The sequence below is a fragment of the Paragemmobacter straminiformis genome (assembly GCF_014243445.1).
In the GTDB taxonomy this organism is placed as follows: Bacteria; Pseudomonadota; Alphaproteobacteria; order Rhodobacterales; family Rhodobacteraceae; genus Paragemmobacter; species Paragemmobacter straminiformis.
Window position 1 is genome coordinate 900,390 of record NZ_JACLQD010000002.1, and the last position, 19,064, is coordinate 919,453.

The 19,064-nt window shown below is 65.2% G+C and carries 19 protein-coding genes and 1 tRNA gene; 14 read left to right on the forward strand and 6 right to left on the reverse strand.

The window, feature by feature from the left end:
* The first annotated feature begins 60 nt into the window (after window positions 1–60).
* The 4 genes from rpsF to H7F16_RS10175 all read left to right on the forward strand — a co-directional run bounded on the left by rpsF (window position 61) and on the right by H7F16_RS10175 (window position 2,565).
* A complete protein-coding gene (gene rpsF / locus H7F16_RS10160) occupies window positions 61–534 on the forward strand; it encodes a 30S ribosomal protein S6 (protein ID WP_185797438.1) in 474 nt (157 codons plus the stop codon).
* Between the two features lie 20 nt (window positions 535–554).
* Window positions 555–782 carry a 30S ribosomal protein S18 gene (gene rpsR, locus H7F16_RS10165; RefSeq protein WP_108435775.1) on the forward strand — a complete coding sequence of 76 codons (228 nt, stop codon included), beginning with the start codon at window positions 555–557 and terminating at the stop codon, window positions 780–782.
* 12 nt (window positions 783–794) lie between these two features.
* Window positions 795–1,367, forward strand: a complete 573-nt coding sequence (gene rplI / locus H7F16_RS10170) for a 50S ribosomal protein L9 (RefSeq protein WP_185797439.1) — start codon at window positions 795–797, stop codon at window positions 1,365–1,367.
* Between the two features lie 250 nt (window positions 1,368–1,617).
* Window positions 1,618–2,565, forward strand: coding sequence for a DMT family transporter (locus H7F16_RS10175; RefSeq protein ID WP_185797440.1), 948 nt, complete (start codon window positions 1,618–1,620; stop codon window positions 2,563–2,565).
* Here the strand turns inward: H7F16_RS10175 and H7F16_RS10180 are convergent.
* From H7F16_RS10180 to H7F16_RS10195, 4 genes are all read right to left on the reverse strand, one after another.
* Window positions 2,553–3,422 carry a hypothetical protein gene (locus tag H7F16_RS10180; protein WP_185797441.1) on the reverse strand — a complete coding sequence of 290 codons (870 nt, stop codon included), beginning with the start codon at window positions 3,420–3,422 and terminating at the stop codon, window positions 2,553–2,555. The genes H7F16_RS10175 and H7F16_RS10180 overlap by 13 nt on opposite strands.
* Window positions 3,423–3,598: 176 nt before the next feature.
* The gene (tig, locus tag H7F16_RS10185; RefSeq protein WP_185797442.1) at window positions 3,599–4,933 is read right to left on the reverse strand and encodes a trigger factor; all 1,335 of its coding nucleotides are present in this window, start codon (window positions 4,931–4,933) and stop codon (window positions 3,599–3,601) included.
* Window positions 4,934–4,957: 24 nt separating this feature from the next.
* Window positions 4,958–5,042: transfer RNA gene (locus H7F16_RS10190), tRNA-Leu, on the reverse strand.
* A 182-nt stretch (window positions 5,043–5,224) separates the two neighbouring features.
* Window positions 5,225–6,727, reverse strand: coding sequence for an NAD(P)H-hydrate dehydratase (locus H7F16_RS10195; protein ID WP_338401990.1), 1,503 nt, complete (start codon window positions 6,725–6,727; stop codon window positions 5,225–5,227).
* A gap of 169 nt (window positions 6,728–6,896) precedes the next feature.
* Here H7F16_RS10195 and H7F16_RS10200 point away from each other — a divergent pair, with 169 nt between their 5' ends.
* From H7F16_RS10200 to H7F16_RS10215, 4 genes are all read left to right on the forward strand, one after another.
* Window positions 6,897–7,235 carry a P-II family nitrogen regulator gene (locus H7F16_RS10200; protein WP_185797444.1) on the forward strand — a complete coding sequence of 113 codons (339 nt, stop codon included), beginning with the start codon at window positions 6,897–6,899 and terminating at the stop codon, window positions 7,233–7,235.
* 62 nt (window positions 7,236–7,297) lie between these two features.
* Window positions 7,298–8,707, forward strand: a complete 1,410-nt coding sequence (glnA, locus tag H7F16_RS10205) for a type I glutamate--ammonia ligase (protein ID WP_185797445.1) — start codon at window positions 7,298–7,300, stop codon at window positions 8,705–8,707.
* A gap of 170 nt (window positions 8,708–8,877) precedes the next feature.
* Window positions 8,878–9,588, forward strand: coding sequence for a hypothetical protein (locus H7F16_RS10210; RefSeq protein ID WP_185797446.1), 711 nt, complete (start codon window positions 8,878–8,880; stop codon window positions 9,586–9,588).
* Window positions 9,589–9,796: 208 nt separating this feature from the next.
* On the forward strand, window positions 9,797–10,750 hold the full coding sequence (locus tag H7F16_RS10215; protein ID WP_185797447.1) for a hypothetical protein: 954 nt from the start codon (window positions 9,797–9,799) through the stop codon (window positions 10,748–10,750).
* On the opposite strand, the gene H7F16_RS10220 is transcribed toward H7F16_RS10215, so the two are convergent.
* Window positions 10,747–11,529: a heme-dependent oxidative N-demethylase family protein gene (locus H7F16_RS10220; RefSeq protein ID WP_185797448.1), complete on the reverse strand. Its 783-nt coding sequence runs from the start codon at window positions 11,527–11,529 to the stop codon at window positions 10,747–10,749. The genes H7F16_RS10215 and H7F16_RS10220 overlap by 4 nt on opposite strands.
* 126 nt (window positions 11,530–11,655) lie before the next feature.
* On the opposite strand from H7F16_RS10220, the gene dddP reads away from it, so the two are divergent.
* The 6 genes from dddP (at window position 11,656) to H7F16_RS10250 (ending at window position 18,202) form a co-directional block, all read left to right on the forward strand.
* Complete coding sequence (gene dddP, locus H7F16_RS10225) at window positions 11,656–12,990, forward strand: dimethylsulfonioproprionate lyase DddP (protein ID WP_185797449.1); 1,335 nt, start codon at window positions 11,656–11,658, stop codon at window positions 12,988–12,990.
* Window positions 12,991–13,154: 164 nt separating this feature from the next.
* The gene (gene purB / locus H7F16_RS10230) at window positions 13,155–14,456 is read left to right on the forward strand and encodes an adenylosuccinate lyase (RefSeq protein ID WP_185797450.1); all 1,302 of its coding nucleotides are present in this window, start codon (window positions 13,155–13,157) and stop codon (window positions 14,454–14,456) included.
* 122 nt (window positions 14,457–14,578) lie between these two features.
* Window positions 14,579–14,749 carry a hypothetical protein gene (locus H7F16_RS10235; RefSeq protein ID WP_185797451.1) on the forward strand — a complete coding sequence of 57 codons (171 nt, stop codon included), beginning with the start codon at window positions 14,579–14,581 and terminating at the stop codon, window positions 14,747–14,749.
* Between the two features lie 214 nt (window positions 14,750–14,963).
* Window positions 14,964–16,004, forward strand: a complete 1,041-nt coding sequence (locus H7F16_RS10240) for a flagellar motor switch protein FliG (protein WP_185797452.1) — start codon at window positions 14,964–14,966, stop codon at window positions 16,002–16,004.
* Between the two features lie 311 nt (window positions 16,005–16,315).
* Window positions 16,316–17,188, forward strand: a complete 873-nt coding sequence (locus H7F16_RS10245; RefSeq protein ID WP_185797453.1) for a DMT family transporter — start codon at window positions 16,316–16,318, stop codon at window positions 17,186–17,188.
* A 123-nt stretch (window positions 17,189–17,311) separates the two neighbouring features.
* Window positions 17,312–18,202: a lysophospholipid acyltransferase family protein gene (locus H7F16_RS10250; RefSeq protein WP_185797454.1), complete on the forward strand. Its 891-nt coding sequence runs from the start codon at window positions 17,312–17,314 to the stop codon at window positions 18,200–18,202.
* A 6-nt stretch (window positions 18,203–18,208) separates the two neighbouring features.
* Here the strand turns inward: H7F16_RS10250 and H7F16_RS10255 are convergent, their stop codons facing one another.
* A complete protein-coding gene (locus H7F16_RS10255; RefSeq protein WP_185797455.1) occupies window positions 18,209–18,955 on the reverse strand; it encodes a DUF1223 domain-containing protein in 747 nt (248 codons plus the stop codon).
* Window positions 18,956–19,064 lie beyond the last annotated feature (109 nt).

Sequence of the window (19,064 nt, forward strand, 5' to 3'; positions counted from 1 at the left end):
GGCCGCGGAAAGGCAAAATGCCCGCCCTATGAAATGCACCTTGTATGAACTGGAGCTTACATGCCGCTTTACGAGCATGTTTTCATTGCGCGTCAGGACCTGTCCAACACGCAAGCCGAAGGCCTCATCGAACATTTCTCCACGGTTCTCTCGGACAACGGCGGCAAGGTCGTCGAGCACGAGTACTGGGGCGTCAAGACGATGGCCTACAAGATCAACAAGAACCGCAAAGGCCACTATGCCCTGCTCAAGTCGGACGCTCCCGCGGCCGCCGTGCAGGAAATGGAACGCCTGATGCGCCTGCATGACGACGTGATGCGCGTGCTGACCATCAAGGTCGACACCCATGCCGAAGGTCCGTCGGTGCAGATGCAGAAGCGCGACGACCGTGAACGCGGCGACCGCCCCGAGGGTGGTTTCGGCGGCGGCGAGCGTCGTGAGCGCAGCTTCGGCGACCGTCCCGACCGTGGTGACCGTCCGTCGGGCGATCGTGGCGGCGACCGCGGTGGTGACCGCGGCGGCTTCCGTCGTTGATCGGTAGGAAAGGATAAACCATGGCCAACAAACCGTTTTTCCGCCGCCGCAAGGTCTGCCCCTTCTCGGGCGACAACGCGCCTGCGATCGACTACAAGGACGTCCGCCTTCTGCAGCGCTACGTGTCCGAGCGCGGCAAGATCGTTCCGTCCCGCATCACCGCAGTCTCGGCAAAGAAGCAGCGTGAACTGGCGCAAGCCATCAAGCGCGCCCGCTTCCTCGCCCTGCTGCCCTACGCTGTGAAGTAAGGAGAGACCCACATGCAAGTCATCCTCCTTCAGCGCGTGGCCAAGCTTGGCCAGATGGGCGAAGTCGTAAACGTCAAGGACGGCTACGCCCGCAACTACCTGCTGCCGCAGGGCAAGGCGCTCCGCGCGAATGATGGCAACATCAAATCGTTCGAAGCCAAGAAAGCCCAGCTGGAAGCCCAGAACCTCGAAACCAAGAAAGAAGCTGAAGTCGTCGGCGCCAAGCTCGACGGTCAGACTTTCGTGGTGATTCGTTCCGCTTCCGACGCCGGCGCGCTCTACGGCTCCGTCACCACCCGTGACGCCGCCGAAGCTGCGACCGAAGCAGGCTTCACCGTCAACCGTGCGCAAGTCGTCCTCGATCGTCCGATCAAGGATCTCGGCCTGCACACCGTCTCGGTCGTGCTGCACCCGGAAGTGACCGTCAAGGTCACGCTGAACGTCGCACGTTCGCCGGAAGAAGCCGAACTGCAAGCCTCGGGCAAGTCCATCCAGGACCTCGCCGCCGAAGCCGAAGCTGCCGCCGATTTCGAAATCGCGGAACTGTTCGACGACATGGGTTCGGCAGCGGGCGACGACGAGTAATCGTCCCCTCCGACCCGATGAGACAAAACCGCGCGAGGGGAAACCTTCGCGCGGTTTTTTCTTGCGCGGCACAAAGTCCCGACCCGTCGCACCCGCGCCAAAATCCTTCAAAGGATTTTGCATGTCTCTTCCGGGAAAATTGCCCCCCTTCCGTGGGCCGCCCTCCCTCGATGCGACACCGCATGTCGCGCGCAGCGCAGCCCCCCGCCCCGCAACCGCTACCGTCGACCAAGACCGCAGCGAGGCCCCCATGACCGCCCTTTCCCCGCCCATCCGCCGCGAAAGCGCCAAGGGCGTTGCCTTCCTCGTCGCCGGCGTTGCCGTCTTTTCGATGCAGGACCTGATCCTCAAACTGCTCTCGGGCGAATATCCTCTGCATCAGGCGATGGTCCTGCGCAGCCTGACGGCCATCCCCTTCCTTCTCGCCCTCGTCCACTACGAGGCCGGGCTGAAATCGCTCTTCACCCCCGGCACGCTGGCGATGATCCGGCGCGGCGTCATCATGTTCCTTGCCTATACCTGCTACTACATCGCCCTGCCCGCCCTGCCGATGGCGACGACCGTGGCGCTGTACTTTTCCGCCCCGCTCTTCATCACCATGCTTTCCGTCCTCATGCTGGGCGAACATGTCGGCCCGCGCCGTTGGCTCGCTTTGGTCGCGGGCTTTGTCGGTGTGGTCATCATGGTCCGCCCCACGGGCGCGGTTTTCGAATGGGCCGCCCTGCTTCCGGTCTTTTCCGGCTTTGCCTATGCGCTGTCGATGATCTCGGCGCGTCGTCTCGGCACCACCGAAAGCGCCGCCGCCCTCGCCTTCTGGGGCAATGCCGTCTTTCTCGCCGCGGCGCTGGTGCTGTCGGCCATCCTCGGCACCGGCAGCTACGGAACCGAGGTTCACCCCTCGCTGGCCTTCCTGCTGCGCGGCTGGGCCATGCCGACCGCCTTTGACCTGATGCTGATGATGTCCTGCGGCGTGATCGCCGCCGTCGGCCTGACGCTTCTCACCCAAGCCTACCGCATCGCCGAAGCCAGCGTCGTGACCCCCTTCGAATACACCGGCATGATCTGGTCCGTGATTTACGGATGGGTCTTCTGGCGTCAGTGGCCCGACCTCACCGCATGGGGCGGCATCAGCATCATCATCGGCGCGGGCCTCTACGTCCTCTGGCGTGAAAACGCGGCGAACTCTCAGCCGGGTTGACGCGCGGCGATCGCCTTGGCCTTGGTGTATAGCTCCAGATCGGCGATGAACCACGGTTCCAGCACCTCGCGCGCCAGATCGTTGCGCACCGACAGCACGCTCGGCTTGCCCGCGTTTTCAAAGGCGACCAGCGGCGCCGATTTGCCCGCTCCGGCAAGCACGCCCAGACGGCGCTGCAAACCGGCCTGATCCTCGCACAGCCCGACCACCGAGAAGGTGTCGAGGTTCTGCACCGCCCGCTCGACATCCCGCGGCACAAGCGCCTTGACCATCGAGGCCATCGACCCCGTCAGCAGCATCCGCACCTGCAAATTGTCGAACCCGCCCTCGACCGGCGACCACAGCCGCACCAGCCGCTCCATGCTCGCGCGCGAGGCGAAATCCGTCCGCGACACGGCGGCGGCCATCGTTTTCCACGATGCCGCCCACGGCCCCGGCGGAATCGGCTCGCCATCGTTGAAACGCCCGATGCAGTTGATATGCGACACCAGCCGCGCCCAGGGGTCGCGCAGCACGGTCACGCGGCGATAGGCCGAAGACCCGGTAAAGAACTCCCAACGCACCAGCGGCACATGGCCCGAAACGACATCGGTGGCCATCGTCTCGGATCGGCGCGCCAAAAGCTGCGGCAACAGGGTCTCGGCCCCGTCGACCACGGCTTGCGGCCCCCAGAACTTGCCCAGATAACGCAACACCGTGCCACCCGAGGTGCGCGGAATATGCAGGAAAAAGACGGGAAGCGCGTTGCCCTTGGGCTGGAACGGGACGGGCCGACCACCGATTGCGGGCTTGCCGGTAAAGATGAACCGTTCACCGGCCGCTTCGGCGGGCATCTCCGGCACATCATCAGGTCGCACGGCGACAGACCCGGCCTTCAGTCGTCTAAACCCAAACACCATATAAAAGGCCCCCCTGAAAGGCCCGCACATCCGACAGTCCGGTTACGGCCGGACCCTCCACTCGTCACACAGGGCCCGCACATCGGGCCGCTTCAGCAATAAGGCCGGAGGTTTCCCCCCGGCCTTTGTTCGTATCACAGCTCGTCGAGCGCTTCGATTGCTTTTTGCAGCTCTTCCTTGCTGACCTCTTTGTCGGCGACCTTGGCCCCGGCAACGATATGGTCAACAACCTTGTCCTCGAAGATCGGCGCGCGCAGCTGCTGCTGCACTTGCGGGTTCTTCTGGACAAAGTCGAAATAGGCGCGCTCTTGGCCCGGATAGTTGCGGGCCTGCGCCAGAACGGCTTGCGTCATCTCGGCGTCGGTCACGGTGACCTCGGCCTTGCGACCGACTTCGGCCAGCAGCAGGCCAAGGCGCACGCGGCGCTCGGCCAGCGACTTGTGCTCGTCGGTGGTTTCGATGGCCCCGTGGTTATGGCCATGCTCGTGCGGGTTCTCTTCGTGCCACAGCTGGTGCGCGATCTGCGAGGCTTCCGCCTCAACCAGTTTGGCGGGCAGGTCGAACTTGACCATACCGTCCAGCTGGTCCAGCAGCGCCCGCTTCAGCACGGCGCGCGACGCGCCCTTGTATTCGACTTCGAGACGTTCCGAAATCTGGCCCTTCAGCGCGGCCAGATCCTCGGCGCCGAACTTCTTGGCCAGCTCGTCGTCGATCTCGGCAGGCTTGGCTTCCTTCACCGCCTTGATGGTGCAGGCAAAGACAGCGGCCTTGCCGGCAAGGTGTGCCGCGCCATAGGCTTCGGGGAAGGTCACGTTGACTGAAACCTCGTCGCCGACCTTGGCGCCGACCAGCTGGTCCTCGAACCCCGGAATGAACGACTTCGACCCGAGCACCAGCGCGTAGTCATCCGCCGAGCCACCCTCGAACGGCACGCCATCGACCGAGCCTTTGAAGTCGATCACGACCTGATCGCCGTCCTTGGCCTTCGAACCCTTCTTGCGGTCCTCGAAATTCTGCGCGGTGCCGGCAAGGTTCTTCAACGCTTCCTCGACATCGGCGTCCGACGCTTTCACGACCAGACGGTCCAGCGTGATCTTGCTGGAGTCGACTTCCGGAATCGGCGGCAGGGCTTCATAGGTCATCTCGACCACGACATCCTTGCCCTCCGACCAGGTCTCGCCGTCGACCATCTTCACTTCGGGCTGAAGCGCAGGGCGGTCGCCCGACTTGTCGAAATGCTCTTTCATCGCGCTGTCGATGGCGTCCTGCATGGCATCGCCGATCATGCGCTGACCGAACTGTTTCTTCAGGATCGGCAGCGGCACCTTGCCCTTGCGGAAACCCTTCATCTCGATCTCGGGCTGAGCCTCGACCAGCTTTTCCTGAACCTTGGCGTCCAGTTCGGCGGCCGTCACCGTGATGGTGTAGCTGCGCTTCAGACCTTCGTTCAGGGTCTCGGTGACCTGCATGTTTCCGTCCTTCTTTTCATCCACTGGTGCGGGTGGAGGGACTTGAACCCCCACGCCTTGCGGCGCCAGAACCTAAATCTGGTGCGTCTACCAGTTTCGCCACACCCGCAAATTGCCCAAAGCACGCCATGTCCGTCCCTTCCGGTCCGGTCCAAGCGCACCCCGAAAATTCCGCGCCCTTCTAGCAAAGCGCCAAGGGGGATGCGAGAGGAAAATGCCGCGAAACGATCAAGGCCGCCCCGCCGGTTTCCTTCCCGGGAATTTGCAACTTTCCTTGCGGAAAATTGCCGCTCAAACCCCCAGCCGCCGGAACACCGCAGGCAGCATCTCGGGCAGGTCCTCGGCGATCAATCCGGGCCCGAATTCCCGCGCCGCCTCGACATGCAGAAAGGCCGCCGCCTCGGCTGCGGCAAAGCCGGACCAGCCCCGCGCCACCAACCCGCAAATGATCCCCGCAAGCACATCGCCGGACCCGGCCGTGGCAAGCCAGGGTGCCGCCCTCTCGCGCAGCGCCGCATGGACCACACAGCGCCCGTCGGCTGCGGCAATCACCGTGTCGGCGCCCTTGAGCAGCACCACACATCCCGCCCGCTTTGCCGCCCCGCGCAGGACCTCGACCTTCCCCCGCCCGAGCCGAGGCGCAAGATCGGGAAACAGCCTTGCGAACTCGCCCTCGTGCGGGGTCAGAACGCAGCGGTCATGCAACAGCGCAAATAGCGTCGCGTCCTGCGCCACAAGCGTCAGCGCGTCGGCATCCAGCACCACCGCGGGCCGATGCGCGCCGCCCAGTGCCGCCGCAACCAGCCCGGCCTCGCGCGCGCCCAAACCAAGACCGGGGCCCGCCACAAGCGCCGAAATCCGGGCGTCCTGCAAGACTGCGGCCAGCGCCTCGGCTCCGGCCACCTCGCGCAGCATCACAGCGTCCAGCCGTCCCGCATTCTCGGCCACGGCTCCGGCCTCGCATCCCAAAGTCACCAGCCCCGCTCCGACGCGCAGCGCCGCCCGCGCCGCCAACCGTGCCGCGCCGCCACGCCCGACGCCGCCTGCCAGCACCAGCGCGTGTCCGTGGCTGTATTTATGTCCTTCGACCTTCTTCAACCGCTCTGCTGACACCTCGGCCGCCTCGACCGCTCCGTCCAGCGCCGCCAATTCGCGGTCCAATCCGATATCCACGACGACCAGCGGCCCCGTAAGCGATCCGCCTGCCCCGAGATGGTGGCCAAGTTTCGCGGCCTGAAAGGTCACCGTCAGCGCCGCAGGATGGTCCAGATAGCCGCCCTCGGCCCGCACCGCGCCACTGTCCGCATCCAGCCCCGACAATATGTCCACCGCCACCAGACGCGCGCCCGCCTCCTGCGCCATTGCAAGCGCGCCCCAGACCCCGGGTGCAACCTGACGTGTCAGACCGGTTCCGAACACCGCGTCCACAACCACCGCAGCCCCGCGCAGCGCCTCCCATTCCAGCGCCTCGAAACCTGCGGCCGGCCCGCCCCACTCCTGCGCCATCGTGGCGGCATCCGCTGTCGCGGCGGGGGCCAGCGCGTGCAGCGCAACCTCCCAACCCCGCGCGCGCAGCAGCCGCGCGATCACATAGCCGTCCCCGCCATTGTTCCCCGGCCCGCAAAGCACGATGGCCTTGCCATGCCCCGCCCCAAGCTCCGGCCAATGCGCCAGAATGGCCTCAACCACCCCGCGCCCCGCCCGCTCCATCAGCTCGAGCCCCGTCACCCGCCCCGAGGCCATCGCCGCCGCTTCGATGCCGCGCATTTGTGCAGAAGTCAGAATCTTTGCCACCGCGCATCCACCCTGTTTTCAAAACGCACATAAAATAGGCGCTTTGATTAAAAATCAGACGCACCCCGCCAAAACCCGCGACGAAGCGCCCCGCCCCGACCCTAGCAGATTGTCCCTGCCAACAAGAAGTGGTCAGAGGGCAAAAGACAGGCAGGGGGAGAGTCGGCCCATGAAGAAAATCGAAGCGGTCATCAAACCCTTCAAGCTCGACGAAGTGAAGGAAGCCCTTCAGGAAGCCGGCATTCAGGGCCTCTCGGTCACCGAGGTCAAGGGCTTCGGGCGCCAGAAGGGTCACACCGAACTCTACCGCGGTGCCGAATATGTCGTCGACTTCCTGCCCAAGGTGAAGATCGAGGTCGTCCTGACCGACGACATGGTCGATGCCGCCATCGAGGCGATCATCGGCGCCGCCCGCACCGACAAGATCGGCGACGGCAAGATCTTCGTCTCCTCCGTCGAACAGGCCATCCGCATCCGCACCGGCGAAACCGGCGACGACGCGGTCTGATCCATCCGGAACGGCCCCTCCGGCCCGACCGCACCGAAACACTCAACCCGAAAGGCATCATGATGAGCGCAGTAGCGAATGCTCTGAAACTGATGAAGGACGAGGACGTCGAATACGTCGACATCCGCTTCACCGACCCCAAAGGCAAGCTTCAGCACGTCACGCTGATAGCCGACCTCGTGGATGAAGACTTCTTCGAGGAAGGCTTCATGTTCGACGGCTCGTCGATCGCTGGCTGGAAGTCGATCGACCAGTCGGACATGAAACTCATGCCCGATGCCACTTCGGTCTACATCGACCCCTTCTATGCCGAAAAGACCATGTGCGTGCATTGCAACGTGGTCGAGCCCGACACCGGCGAAGCCTATGACCGCTGCCCGCGCCAGATCGCGCTGAAAGCCGAAGCCTACCTGAAATCCTCGGGCGTGGGCGACGCGGCCTACTTCGGCCCCGAAGCCGAATTCTTCATCTTCGACGACGTCCGCTATCAGGTCGCGCCGAACAAGGTGTCCTACCAGATCGACGCGGAAGCGGCGGCATGGAACACCGACTCCTCCTTCGAGGGCGGCAACCTCGCCCACCGCGCGGGCTACAAGGGCGGCTACTTCCCGGTCAACCCGATCGACGAAGCCCAGGACCTGCGCGGCGAGATGCTCTCGACCATGAAGCGCATGGGCATCAAGGTCGACAAGCACCACCACGAAGTGGCGACCTGCCAGCACGAACTCGGCATGATCTTCGGCGGTCTGGTCGAACAGGCCGACAACATCCAGAAGTACAAGTACGTCATCCACAACGTCGCGGCCGCCTATGGCAAGACCGTGACCTTCATGCCCAAGCCCATGAAGGGCGACAACGGCTCGGGGATGCACGTCAACATGTCGATCTGGAAGGACGGCAAGCCGCTCTTCGCGGGCGACCAATACGCCGACCTCTCGGTCGAGGCGCTCTACTTCATCGGCGGCATCCTCAAGCACGCCAAGGCGCTGAACGCCATCACCAACCCGTCCACCAACAGCTACAAGCGTCTGATCCCGGGCTTCGAAGCACCGGTTCTGCGCGCCTACTCGGCCCGCAACCGCTCGGGCTGCGTCCGTATTCCGTGGACGGAATCGCCCAAAGCCAAGCGCGTCGAAGCCCGCTTCCCCGATCCGTCGGCGAACCCCTATCTGGCTTTCGCCGCCCTGCTGATGGCCGGTCTCGACGGCATCAAGAACAAGATCCACCCCGGCCCCGCTTCGGACAAGGACCTCTACGACCTGCCGCCCGAAGAACTGGCCGAAATCCCGACCGTCTGCGGCTCGCTGCGCGAGGCGCTGGAAGAGCTTGAAAAAGACCACGACTTCCTGCTTCAGGGCGGCGTGTTCGAAAAGAGCCAGCTCGAGGCCTACATGGCCCTCAAGTGGGAAGAGGTCTATGCCTTCGAGCATACCCCCCACCCGGTCGAATACGCGATGTATTACTCCTGCTGATCGGCAGGGATCGTCTTGCAAAGGGCCGCCTTCGGGCGGCCCTTTCGCATTTCCGCCACAGGTTGCGAAACAATCGCCGGCTATATTTTCCCTAACTGCCGCAGGTCGCAGATAAAACTGCCCCGTTTTCGCCACAATTAAACCGGAGTCTGTCAATACTTGTGTTTTTAATGAGTTGGAAGTTCGCCATGCTCGATATCGAAGGCCACGCACCGCTTGCCGATCCGCCGCTTCCTTCGGGCGATCTGGAAGCCATGTTCCTGCAACAGCAGGATCCGGCGCCCGCGCGTTCCATCACGCCGCGCCGCCCCCTGCGCCTTTCTCCCCAACGCGAGGATGCCGCCCTCGACCCCCGCCAATCCCTCGTCGCGCTGAACATCTTCTCGGATGTGTTCGGCCCCGAACCCGTGGCCGAAGCCGACCAGACCCTCGACCCGCGCATCCGTGCCAGCCGCCACCGCGCAAGGGCGCGCCTGTCCCACGCCGTTAACACCTTGGCACCGGACGAGGCGAATTTCTGGCATGTCTCGGCCCCCACGGCCGAACCGTCCCTGCCGCAAGACCATCCCTCGGCCACAATTGCGGCAAACGACCTGCCGGACCTGCCCGCCCCGCTACATGAACATCTCGCCCGCGTGCGCGCCGCACTCTATGCCGACAGCGTCGGCTCCGACGCCGTCACCACCCCCGCTTCGGCCCAATTGCGCCTCGCAAGCCACGCCATGAACGCAACGCTGGTTGTCGTGGCATTTCCCGTAGGCGCGGCCCTCACCACCTATTCGCTCCTGCGCGGCGGCAACATGCGCCTCTCGGCACAGGCGATGGCCGTGGTCGCCGGGGTGCTGGGCATCTGGCAGAGCAGCCTCTCCCACCTCCTCTGATCGTCGGCATCCCCGACAAGGCATCCGCGGTGCCGCGGACAGTCTGCCTTACTCAACCTCAAGCAGAAACCGCGACACCCGCATACCAAAACAGGCGAGAATTCGGCAATACCCCGGACAGGACCGTTTAATAATCACAAATTGATCCGAATCTCGGCACAATTCACATTTATTAAAACTGGTGAACGGAATTGTCAGAGGGCAAGCCATGACGATCGCGCAGCACCAGGCCATTCACGCGGATTTCCCTCCGCCGAACCAGAACAGCACCATTGCGCAATTTGTCTTCGACCATGACCCCGCGCTCAACCTTGCGCTTCTGGTCAAGGAACTTGACGGCGCGCTGCAACGGTCGGGTGCCGGCAAGCGCATGATCACATGGGATTGCGACGATCTGGTCCTTCTCGATGTCGAAGGCGCGCGCTTCACGCTCAGCTACTGCCGCGACGGCGTCGAACCGGGCAAACCCGCCAGCCTGATGATCTCGGTCGGCCCCGGCCCCGACGGCTATGCCGATCCGATCGACCGCCGCCGCCATGACGAGCTTTGCCATCTCATCGCGGAACGTCTCAAGGCCCGCTTCGCCCCTGAACGCATGCTCTGGCATCAGGTCACCGGCCCCGTGACCGCCGACCTGATCGACGATCTCTTCGACCGTCTGCCCGATTTCGAAGTGACGACCAAACCCGCCTCGGCCCCCGTCCGCTCGGAAACGACCAAGGTCCTGCGCGCCTTCCCCGAAACCGACGACCTCAGCGCCGTCAGCTTCGCCGAGAAGGCACAGGCGCTCAAAGCCGCCAAGACCGAACGCGCCCGCGCCGCCGCATTGGCCAGCAAACCCGCGCCTTCGATGCAGCCCGCCAATACCGAACCCGTCTCGCTGCGCCCGGCCAATCCCGAAATGGCCCGCCTGCGCGCGGCACTCTACCCGCAGCCCGCCGACGGTCAGGCCCCGCAGACGGTGAAACTCCGCCTCGCCGCCTCGACGATGGACATGACGCTGATGGTCGTCTTTCTGCCCGCAGGGGCCGCGATGCTGACCTATTCCCTGCTCAAGGGCGGCAACGTCAACGCCTCGGCCCGCGTCATGGCGCTGACCTGCTCGATCCTCGGCCTGTCGCAACTTCCCTTCGCGCACAGCCTCATGGGCCTGATGGTCTAAAGACCCGCCGCCGCCAGCCCCTCGCGCTCGGCCACGGACAGCGACGCTATCCTGACCACATAGGTATGGATCGAAAAGACGACCGCCCCCGTCTCGGGCAGGCGCATCAGGCATTGGCGTTCCGACCGCAGGTAGATCTTCTCGACCGGACGCGGCCGCGCCGCCCCCTCGATGCGCGGCTGGTGCAGGACCGGATCGTCATAGATCAGCGCATTGAAGCGCATCAACGGCTGCTCCACCCGTATCGCATCGAACAGCCGCTGCACCCGCTTGGCCATCCCGTCATCGTAATGCGGCACAGGCACATGGATGCCCGTCAGCGGCTTGCCGATCTTTTGCGCCAGCGTCCAGCTTGCCGGAAAGCACAGGATCGCCCCGGTCAGCACATGCTCGTCCCCCCGCGCCTGCATCAGGCACAGATCCTCCTGCACCAGCCGTCCCAGCGTGACGAGCGGCCGCGCCGGATCGAGCGGCACCACCACCCCGTCGGGCCTTGCCACCTCGGACAGACCGACCCGATAGCCTGCATCGCCTGCAATCTTGCCCAGCACGGCACGGTAAAGCTCGTCCACCGCGTCCCGCCCTTCGGGCAGCAGGTCATGCACCAGCGGCAAACGCCCGGCGATCAGACGGTCGCGCTCGGCCATCTGGCCCGCAAAGGCCTCGTCCCGCAGCACCCAATTCCCGTCGCCAAGCGGCACGATCCCCGGCAAACGCCACGTCCGCCCCTCCATCCACGGGGCAAAGGGCAGTCTCTGTTGCAGGATCGGCGCGGTCATGCCCCAAGGCTATGCGCCCGTCCCACAGCGCGCCCGCACCAAAACGACACCGACCTGTCGCGCCCAAGCCAGCGCAAAACCGCGCCCTGCCCGACCCTTTCCACAGCAACAGGGGATCGCCGCCAGATGGACCAGCATTACGCCGACCGCCGCAAGATCGACCCCACGCGCGGCGCAACCCTTGGCGACGGCACCCCCAACGACAATGACCGGGTCGAGATCGGCCCCACCCAGACCGCCTTTGCCGAATGGCAGGCGGCAGGGCTGACACCGCCCAACCTCGAACGCATGCGCGAATACCGCTGGAAGCGCCTCACGCAATCGCTCATCGACCGCGACTATGGCGGGGTCTTGATGTTCGACCCGCTCAACATCCGCTACGCAACCGACACGACGAACATGCAGCTCTGGAACAGTCACAACCCGTTCCGCGCCTGCCTGCTCTGCGCCGACGGCCATATGGTCGTGTGGGAATACAAGAACTCCCCCTTCCTCGTGACCTTCAACCCGCTGGTCAAGGAACTGCGCTCGGGTGCCTCTTTCTTCTACAACGTCTGCGGCGATGCCGTGGCGCAAGACGCCCGCTCCTTCGCCGCACAGGTGGACGAGGTGATGCGGGCACACGCCGGCACCAACCGCCGCCTTGCGGTGGACAAGATCATGATCAACGGCCTGCGCGCCCTCGAATCCGCAGGCTTTCAGGTGATGGAAGGCGAAGAGGTCACCGAACGCACCCGCGCCATCAAGGGCCCCGACGAAATCCTCGCCATGCGCTGCGCCCACCACGCCTGCGAAAGCGCGATTGCCGAGATGGAGCATGAAGCCCGCACCCGCATTCCCCTTGGCGGCATGTCCGAGGATGATGTCTGGGCCGAATTGCACAAGGGCAACATCAAGCGCGGCGGCGAGTGGATCGAAACCCGCCTGCTGGCATCCGGCCCCCGCACCAACCCGTGGTTTCAGGAATGCGGCCCCCGCCTGATCCGGAACAACGAGATCGTGGCCTTCGATACCGACCTGATCGGCTGCTACGGCATCTGCATCGACATTTCCCGCACATGGTGGGTGGGCGACCAGAAACCCCGCCCCGACATGATCGACGCCTTCGCCCATGCCCGCGCGCATATCGACACCAACATGGCCATGCTGAAGCCGGGCGTCACCATCAAAGAACTGACCCACGGCGGCCACCAGCTCGGGACCAGCTTCTGGAAGCAGAAATACTCCTGCAAGATGCACGGCGTGGGCCTCTGCGACGAATGGCCCTTCGTCCCCTATCCCGACACGTGGGTCGAAGGTGCCTTCGACGTGGCGCTGCAACCGGGCATGGTGCTGTGCGTCGAGGCCCTCGTCAGCCCCGAAGGCGGCGATTTCTCGATCAAGCTCGAGGATCAGGTGCTGATCACCGAAACGGGACACGAGAACCTGACCCGCTACCCCTTCGACCCGCGCCTGTCGTAGCACCCGCATAAAGGGGGGCTGTCTGCCCCCCGTCGCGCGTGCCGCGCGCCCCCCCCCGAGGATATTTGTGCAAGTATGAAAGGGGCAAAAGGGCCGGCCCGCCTTGCCTTGCGCGCCCAAGCGGTCTAAGGCCGCGCCATCCCCTGCTCAGGAAGGCGCTGCCCATGATCCCCCGCTATTCCCGCCCCGAAATGGTCGCCCTCTGGTCGCCCGAGACCAAATTCCGCATCTGGTTCGAGATCGAGGCCCATGCCTGCGACGCGCAAGCCGCCCTTGGCGTGATCCCGCAAGAGAATGCCGCCGCCGTCTGGAAAGCCAAGGACGCAACCTTCGACGTGGCCCGCATCGACGAGATCGAGGCCGTGACCAAGCATGACGTCATCGCCTTCCTGACCCACCTTTCGGAAATCATCGGCTCCGATACCGCCCGTTTCGTGCATCAGGGCATGACCTCATCGGATGTTCTGGACACCACCTTCAACATCCAGCTCGTCCGTGCAAGCGACCTGCTGCTTGCCGGATTGGACCGCGTCCTCGCCGCGCTCAAGACCCGCGCCTTCGAGCACAAGGACACCGTCCGCATCGGCCGCAGCCACGGCATCCATGCCGAACCCACGACGATGGGCCTGACCTTCGCGCGCTTCTACGCCGAAATGCACCGCAACCGCGCCCGCCTTCTGGCCGCCAAGGCCGAGATCGCCACGGGCGCCATTTCGGGTGCGGTCGGCACCTTCGCCAACATCGACCCCAGCGTCGAGGAACATGTCTGCGCCCAACTCGGCCTGACGCCCGAGCCGATCAGCACGCAGGTCATCCCCCGCGACCGTCACGCCATGTTCTTCGCCACGCTGGGCGTCATCGCCTCCAGCATCGAAAACATCGCCATCGAGATCCGCCACATGCAGCGCACCGAAGTGCTCGAGGCCGAGGAATTCTTCTCCCCCGGCCAGAAGGGCAGCTCGGCCATGCCGCACAAGCGCAACCCCGTGCTGACCGAAAACCTGACCGGCCTCGCCCGCCTTGTGCGCATGTCGGTCGTGCCCGCGCTCGAGAACGTGGCGCTCTGGCATGAACGCGACATCTCGCATTCCTCGGTGGAACGCGCCATCGGGCCAGACACCACCATCACCCTCGACTTCGCGTTGCACCGTCTGGCGGGTGTCGTGGAAAAGCTGGTGATCTACCCCGAAAACATGCTGCGCAACATGAACAAGTTCAAAGGTCTCGTGATGTCGCAGCGCGTGCTTCTCGCCCTCACCCAGGCCGGTGTCAGCCGCGAGGACAGCTATCGCCTCGTCCAGCGCAACGCGATGAAGGTCTGGGAAAAGGGTGCCGACTTCAAGACCGAGCTTCTGGCCGACCCCGAAGTGACCGCCGCCCTCTCGCCCGCCGAGATCGAGGAGAAGTTCGACCTCGGCTACCACACCAAGCACGTCGACACGATCTTCAAGCGCGTTTTCGGCTGATCCCGCGGCGCAAAGCCTTTGACCGGGGCAAGGCGGGTGCGAAATCCCCCTTGCCCCGTCCGATTCCGTGCTACCCTCTGTTTCGCGCGACCCTGCGCCGCAACCAAGATGGAGGACGCCCGATGAAGATCAAGACGACCCTCGCCGTGATTGCCCTTATGCTTTCCCCGACCTTCGCCCTTGCCGAAGGCGGCTGTGACCATATGAAATCCAATATCTCCGCCTCGGCCTGCGCCGAAGGCACGCTCTATGACGCGGCGACCGGCACCTGCCAGCCCGTCACCTCGTCCTGACGCGCGACCTTGCGGCTTTCACATTCGTGAAAATATCCTCGGGGGGCGTCGCTTGGCCAAGGGCCAGGCGACGATGGGGGGCAGACAGCCCCCCTTCCACGCCCCCCCCCCTTCCACGCCCGCCCGTCAATGACGCACCCCCTGCGCCCGCCGCTAACCGTCGCTTAACCGCCTTGCCCCATGCTGCCCTTGCCGGAAACTCCGCAAAGGCCCCATGACAGACCTTACCCTCGCCCCCTCGCACCTTCCCGGCCGCCCCTCGCCCAGCCCTCGGGAAAAGGCTGCCATCATCGTCCGCCTCCTTCTGGCCGAAGGCAGCCGCCTGCCGCTCTCCTCGCTTCCCGACCACCTGCAAGCCGCCTTGGCCGAGCAGATGGGCCAGATGCGCCTGATCGACCGCGCCACGCTCTCTGCCGTGGTCGACGAATTCGTCACCCTTCTCGAAGACACCGGCCTTGCCTTCCCCGCAGGGGTAGAGGGGGCGCTTGGCCTGATGGATGGCCATATCTCCACCACCGCCGCCAGCCGCCTGCGCCGGCTTGCGGGCACTGCCGCCAAGGCCGACCCGTGGGATACTCTGGCCAGCCTGCCGCCCGAACGCCTGCTTCCCGTCCTCACCACCGAATCCACCGAAGTCGCCGCCGTGATGCTGTCCAAGCTCCCCGTGCCCAAGGCGGCCGAACTCCTCACCCAGCTCCCCGGCGATCAGGCGCGCCGCATCGCCTATGCCATCTCGCTGACCGGCGGGGTCGATCCCGAAACCGTCCGCCGCATCGGACTGTCGCTTGCCGCGCAACTCGACGCCCAACCCGCCCGCGCCTTCGAGGCGGGGCCTGTCGAACGTGTCGGCGCAATCCTCAACGTCTCACCCTCGGCCACGCGCGACCGCGTGCTCGACGGGCTCGACCAGCAGGACGCCGGTTTCGCGGCCGAAGTGCGCAAGGCCATCTTCACCTATGCCCATATCCCCGCGCGCATCGCGCCGCGCGACCTGCCCAAGATCATCCGCCTCGTCGATCCCGCGCAACTCACCACCGCATTGGCCGCCAGCGCCGCCGACCCGCGCAACGCCGCCGTGGCCGATTTCATCCTCGCCAACATCTCGCAACGCATGGCCCAATCGCTGCGGGAAGAGGCCGAAGCCCTCGGCTCCGTTCGCGAGGCAGATGCCGAAGCCGCCACAGGCGCCATCATCGCCGCCATCCGCCAACTCGAATCGGCCGGCGAAATCACCCTGCAACGCGATGATCGCTGATCGCGCGCCCAAGGGGGACCAAGACCCACGCCATTCGCCAAGCCACCGCCTCGCACCGACGGAATCGTCCTCGTCCCGATGTGGAAATCCGAAAGGACCGCTCGCCAGTCCATCACCGCTACCCCCGCGCGCTTTGCCACACTGACCCGCGCGTGACAGTTCCGCAGGCCCGTTGGCCGCCGCCATTCCCGGTCAGAAACGCTTTCCCGACGGGCCAAGACGGCGCAGGCAACTCCAGCGCCCCAACCCGTAACCCCTTGCCCCTGCTGCCGCCTCCCCCTAGCCTGCGCCCGACCCAACACAGGCGCGTCATGCTCGTCCCCACATCCGCTTCCACCCGCAAGGGCATCCTGCTGATGCTCCTCGCCATCCTTCTCTTCACCGCGATGGATGCGCTGGCAAAGGGTCTGGTGCAGCGTTACCCGACGCAACAGGTGGTCTGGGCGCGCTTTTTCGGACAACTGCTGCTGGTGGTCCTTCTGCTCAACCGCAGGCTTCCCCCCGTGCTGCGCACCCGCCACCCGAAACTGCATATCCTGCGGTCGGCCACGCAGCTTGGCGCGACGGGCTTCTTCTTCACCTCGCTCAACTACATCGGTCTGGCCGAGGCCACGGCCCTGACCGACATCAACCCCGTCCTCATCACGCTGGGCGCAGCTCTCTTTCTGGGCGAGAAGCTCGGCCCCCGCCGCATCTTCGGCGTCGTCGCGGCCATGATCGGCGCGATGATCGTCATCCGCCCCGGCCTCGGCGTCTTTACGCCCGCCGCCCTTTTGCCGCTCTGTTGCGCGGTGTGCTACGCCTCGAGTGCGCTGCTCACGCGCCTTGTCGGGGCGCAGGAAACGGCATGGACCTCGATGTTCTACGCGGCACTCTTCGGCACGCTCGCCACCAGCGCCCTGCTGCCCGGCGCATGGGTGCCCATCCCGCTTTCCGACCTGCCCTATTTCATCACCGTGGGCTGCCTCGGCACGGCCGCACAACTCGCCCTCATCCGCAGCTTCTCGATCGCCGAGGCGTCCTCGGTCGCCCCCTTCGGCTATGCGGGAATCGTGCTGGCCACCTTCTGGGGCATCGTCCTCTATGGCGAATATCCCGATGCCCTGACGATCCTCGGGGCCAGCATCATCGTCGCGGCAGGCCTTTACGTCTGGCACCGCGAAACGCGGGCCAAGCAGGGCTGACCACCCCGCCACCTTTGCGCCCTCCCGAACCGCTGCTCTGGCGCTTGTGAAGCGCGCGCCCCGCGTCTATGTCTGGACTGCGCCGCACGGCGCGTGTGCCTGTATCAGTGAAAACGGTTTCCCATGTCGCCGCGTAGCGAAGACAAGCTCAGCTATGGCCTTGTCGATTTCCTGCAAAACCTCGTCCTTCGTGCGCTGATCGGCGGCATCCGGCTGTTGCCCTACCGCTGGCGCAGCCCGCTCTGCGGTTTTGTCACCGCGCGGGTCATCGCCCCTCTGGCGGGCTATCCGCGCCGCATCCGCGAAAACCTCGCCCTCGTCTATCCCGACCTCCCCGCGGCCGAGGTCCGCCGCCTGATCCACCGCGTCAGCCACAACGCGGGCGCCACCCTGATCGAGGTCTATTCCGGCGCCGATTTCCGCAAGGCCGTGGCCAGTTCACCCGTCCTTGGCGAAGGTCTCGCCGCCCTGATCGCGGCCAAGGAACGCGGACAGGGCGTGCTGCTCATTTCGGGCCATTTCGGCAATTACGACGTGCCGCGTGCGGTCCTGTCGTCGCTCGGCCACCCCGTCGGCGCGCTCTACAAACCCTTCCGCAACGGCTATTTCGACGCCCATTACCGCAAGACGATCTCCGAAATCGGCACGCCCATCTTCCCCCGTGGCCGCCGCGGTCTTGCCGAGATGGTGCGCTTCCTGCGGCGTGGCGGCATGGTCGGAATGCTCATCGACCAGTCGGTGGCCCGCAGTCCCCGCCTGCCGTTTCTGGGCCGCCCTGCCCGCACCGCCACCTCGGCCGCAGAACTTGCGCTGAAATACGGGCTGCTGCTCGTGCCGGTCTACGGCAGGCGCACGGCAGGGGCCACCGGCACCGGCTTCGATCTGATCGTGGAAGCCCCGGTCCCGCATTCCGACCCGCTGACCATGACCAAGGCGCTCAACGCCTCGCTCGAGGCGCAGGTCCGCGCCCATCCCGACCAATGGCTCTGGATCCACAAGCGCTGGAAACGCTAGCCGCGCTCAGTCGACCTGCGCGGCGGCAAGAATGGCGGCTGGCCCCGCTTCTTGCACGATCACCACCACAGGCTCGTCCCCGGGTGCATCGGCCACCATGTCGAAGGGCGCAGTCCCCGGCCATTCGCCGATCTTCTGCCACAGCGTGACGACGTTGTGATAGCTCATCACCCGCCCCGCATTCTCGCCCCGCGTGATCTCGACCGTCTCGACCGGCGAATAGCGCACCAGCTGCACGGTCACCCCTTTGGCCAGCGGCGGGTTCGCCTCGGCCCGGATGGTCACGCGATCCCCGTCGCGGGTCACGGTCAGCGCCACCGGTCGCGGCGCGCTCAGGTGCCGACCGATCAGGCGCACCACCGCATCGGGTTCGTTGCCCTCGACACGGTCCACACCGCCCACCACCATCTGCGGCGTATAGATCATCCGGCTGCCCGCCGCCCGCGCATAGGCCTTCTGCCGCTCGGTATAGGCAGGGTTGGCGAAACTGTCCTCCCAGCCGATATAGTCCCAATAGTCCACATGCAGCGACAGCGCGATCACATGCTCGGCCTGCGCCAGTTCGCCCATGAACTCGTCCGCCGGCGGGCACGAGGAACATCCTTGCGAGGTATAGAGTTCCACCACCACCGCATCCTTGCCGTCTCCGGCCAAGGTGGCCTGCGTCGTCAGCAACGATCCGACGAGGCCCGCCAAGGCCGCAGGTCTGCCCTTGCGCAGGGCAACCGCAACCGCGCTGACGATATGTCGCATCTGCCCCAAACCCTGCCCCACTTCCGGTATTCCGCGTCACACCCTGCTACATCAAAGCCGCTTCTTCCCGCCAATCAAGGTTTTGCGAGTGTTCCGCCCGCTTTTGCAA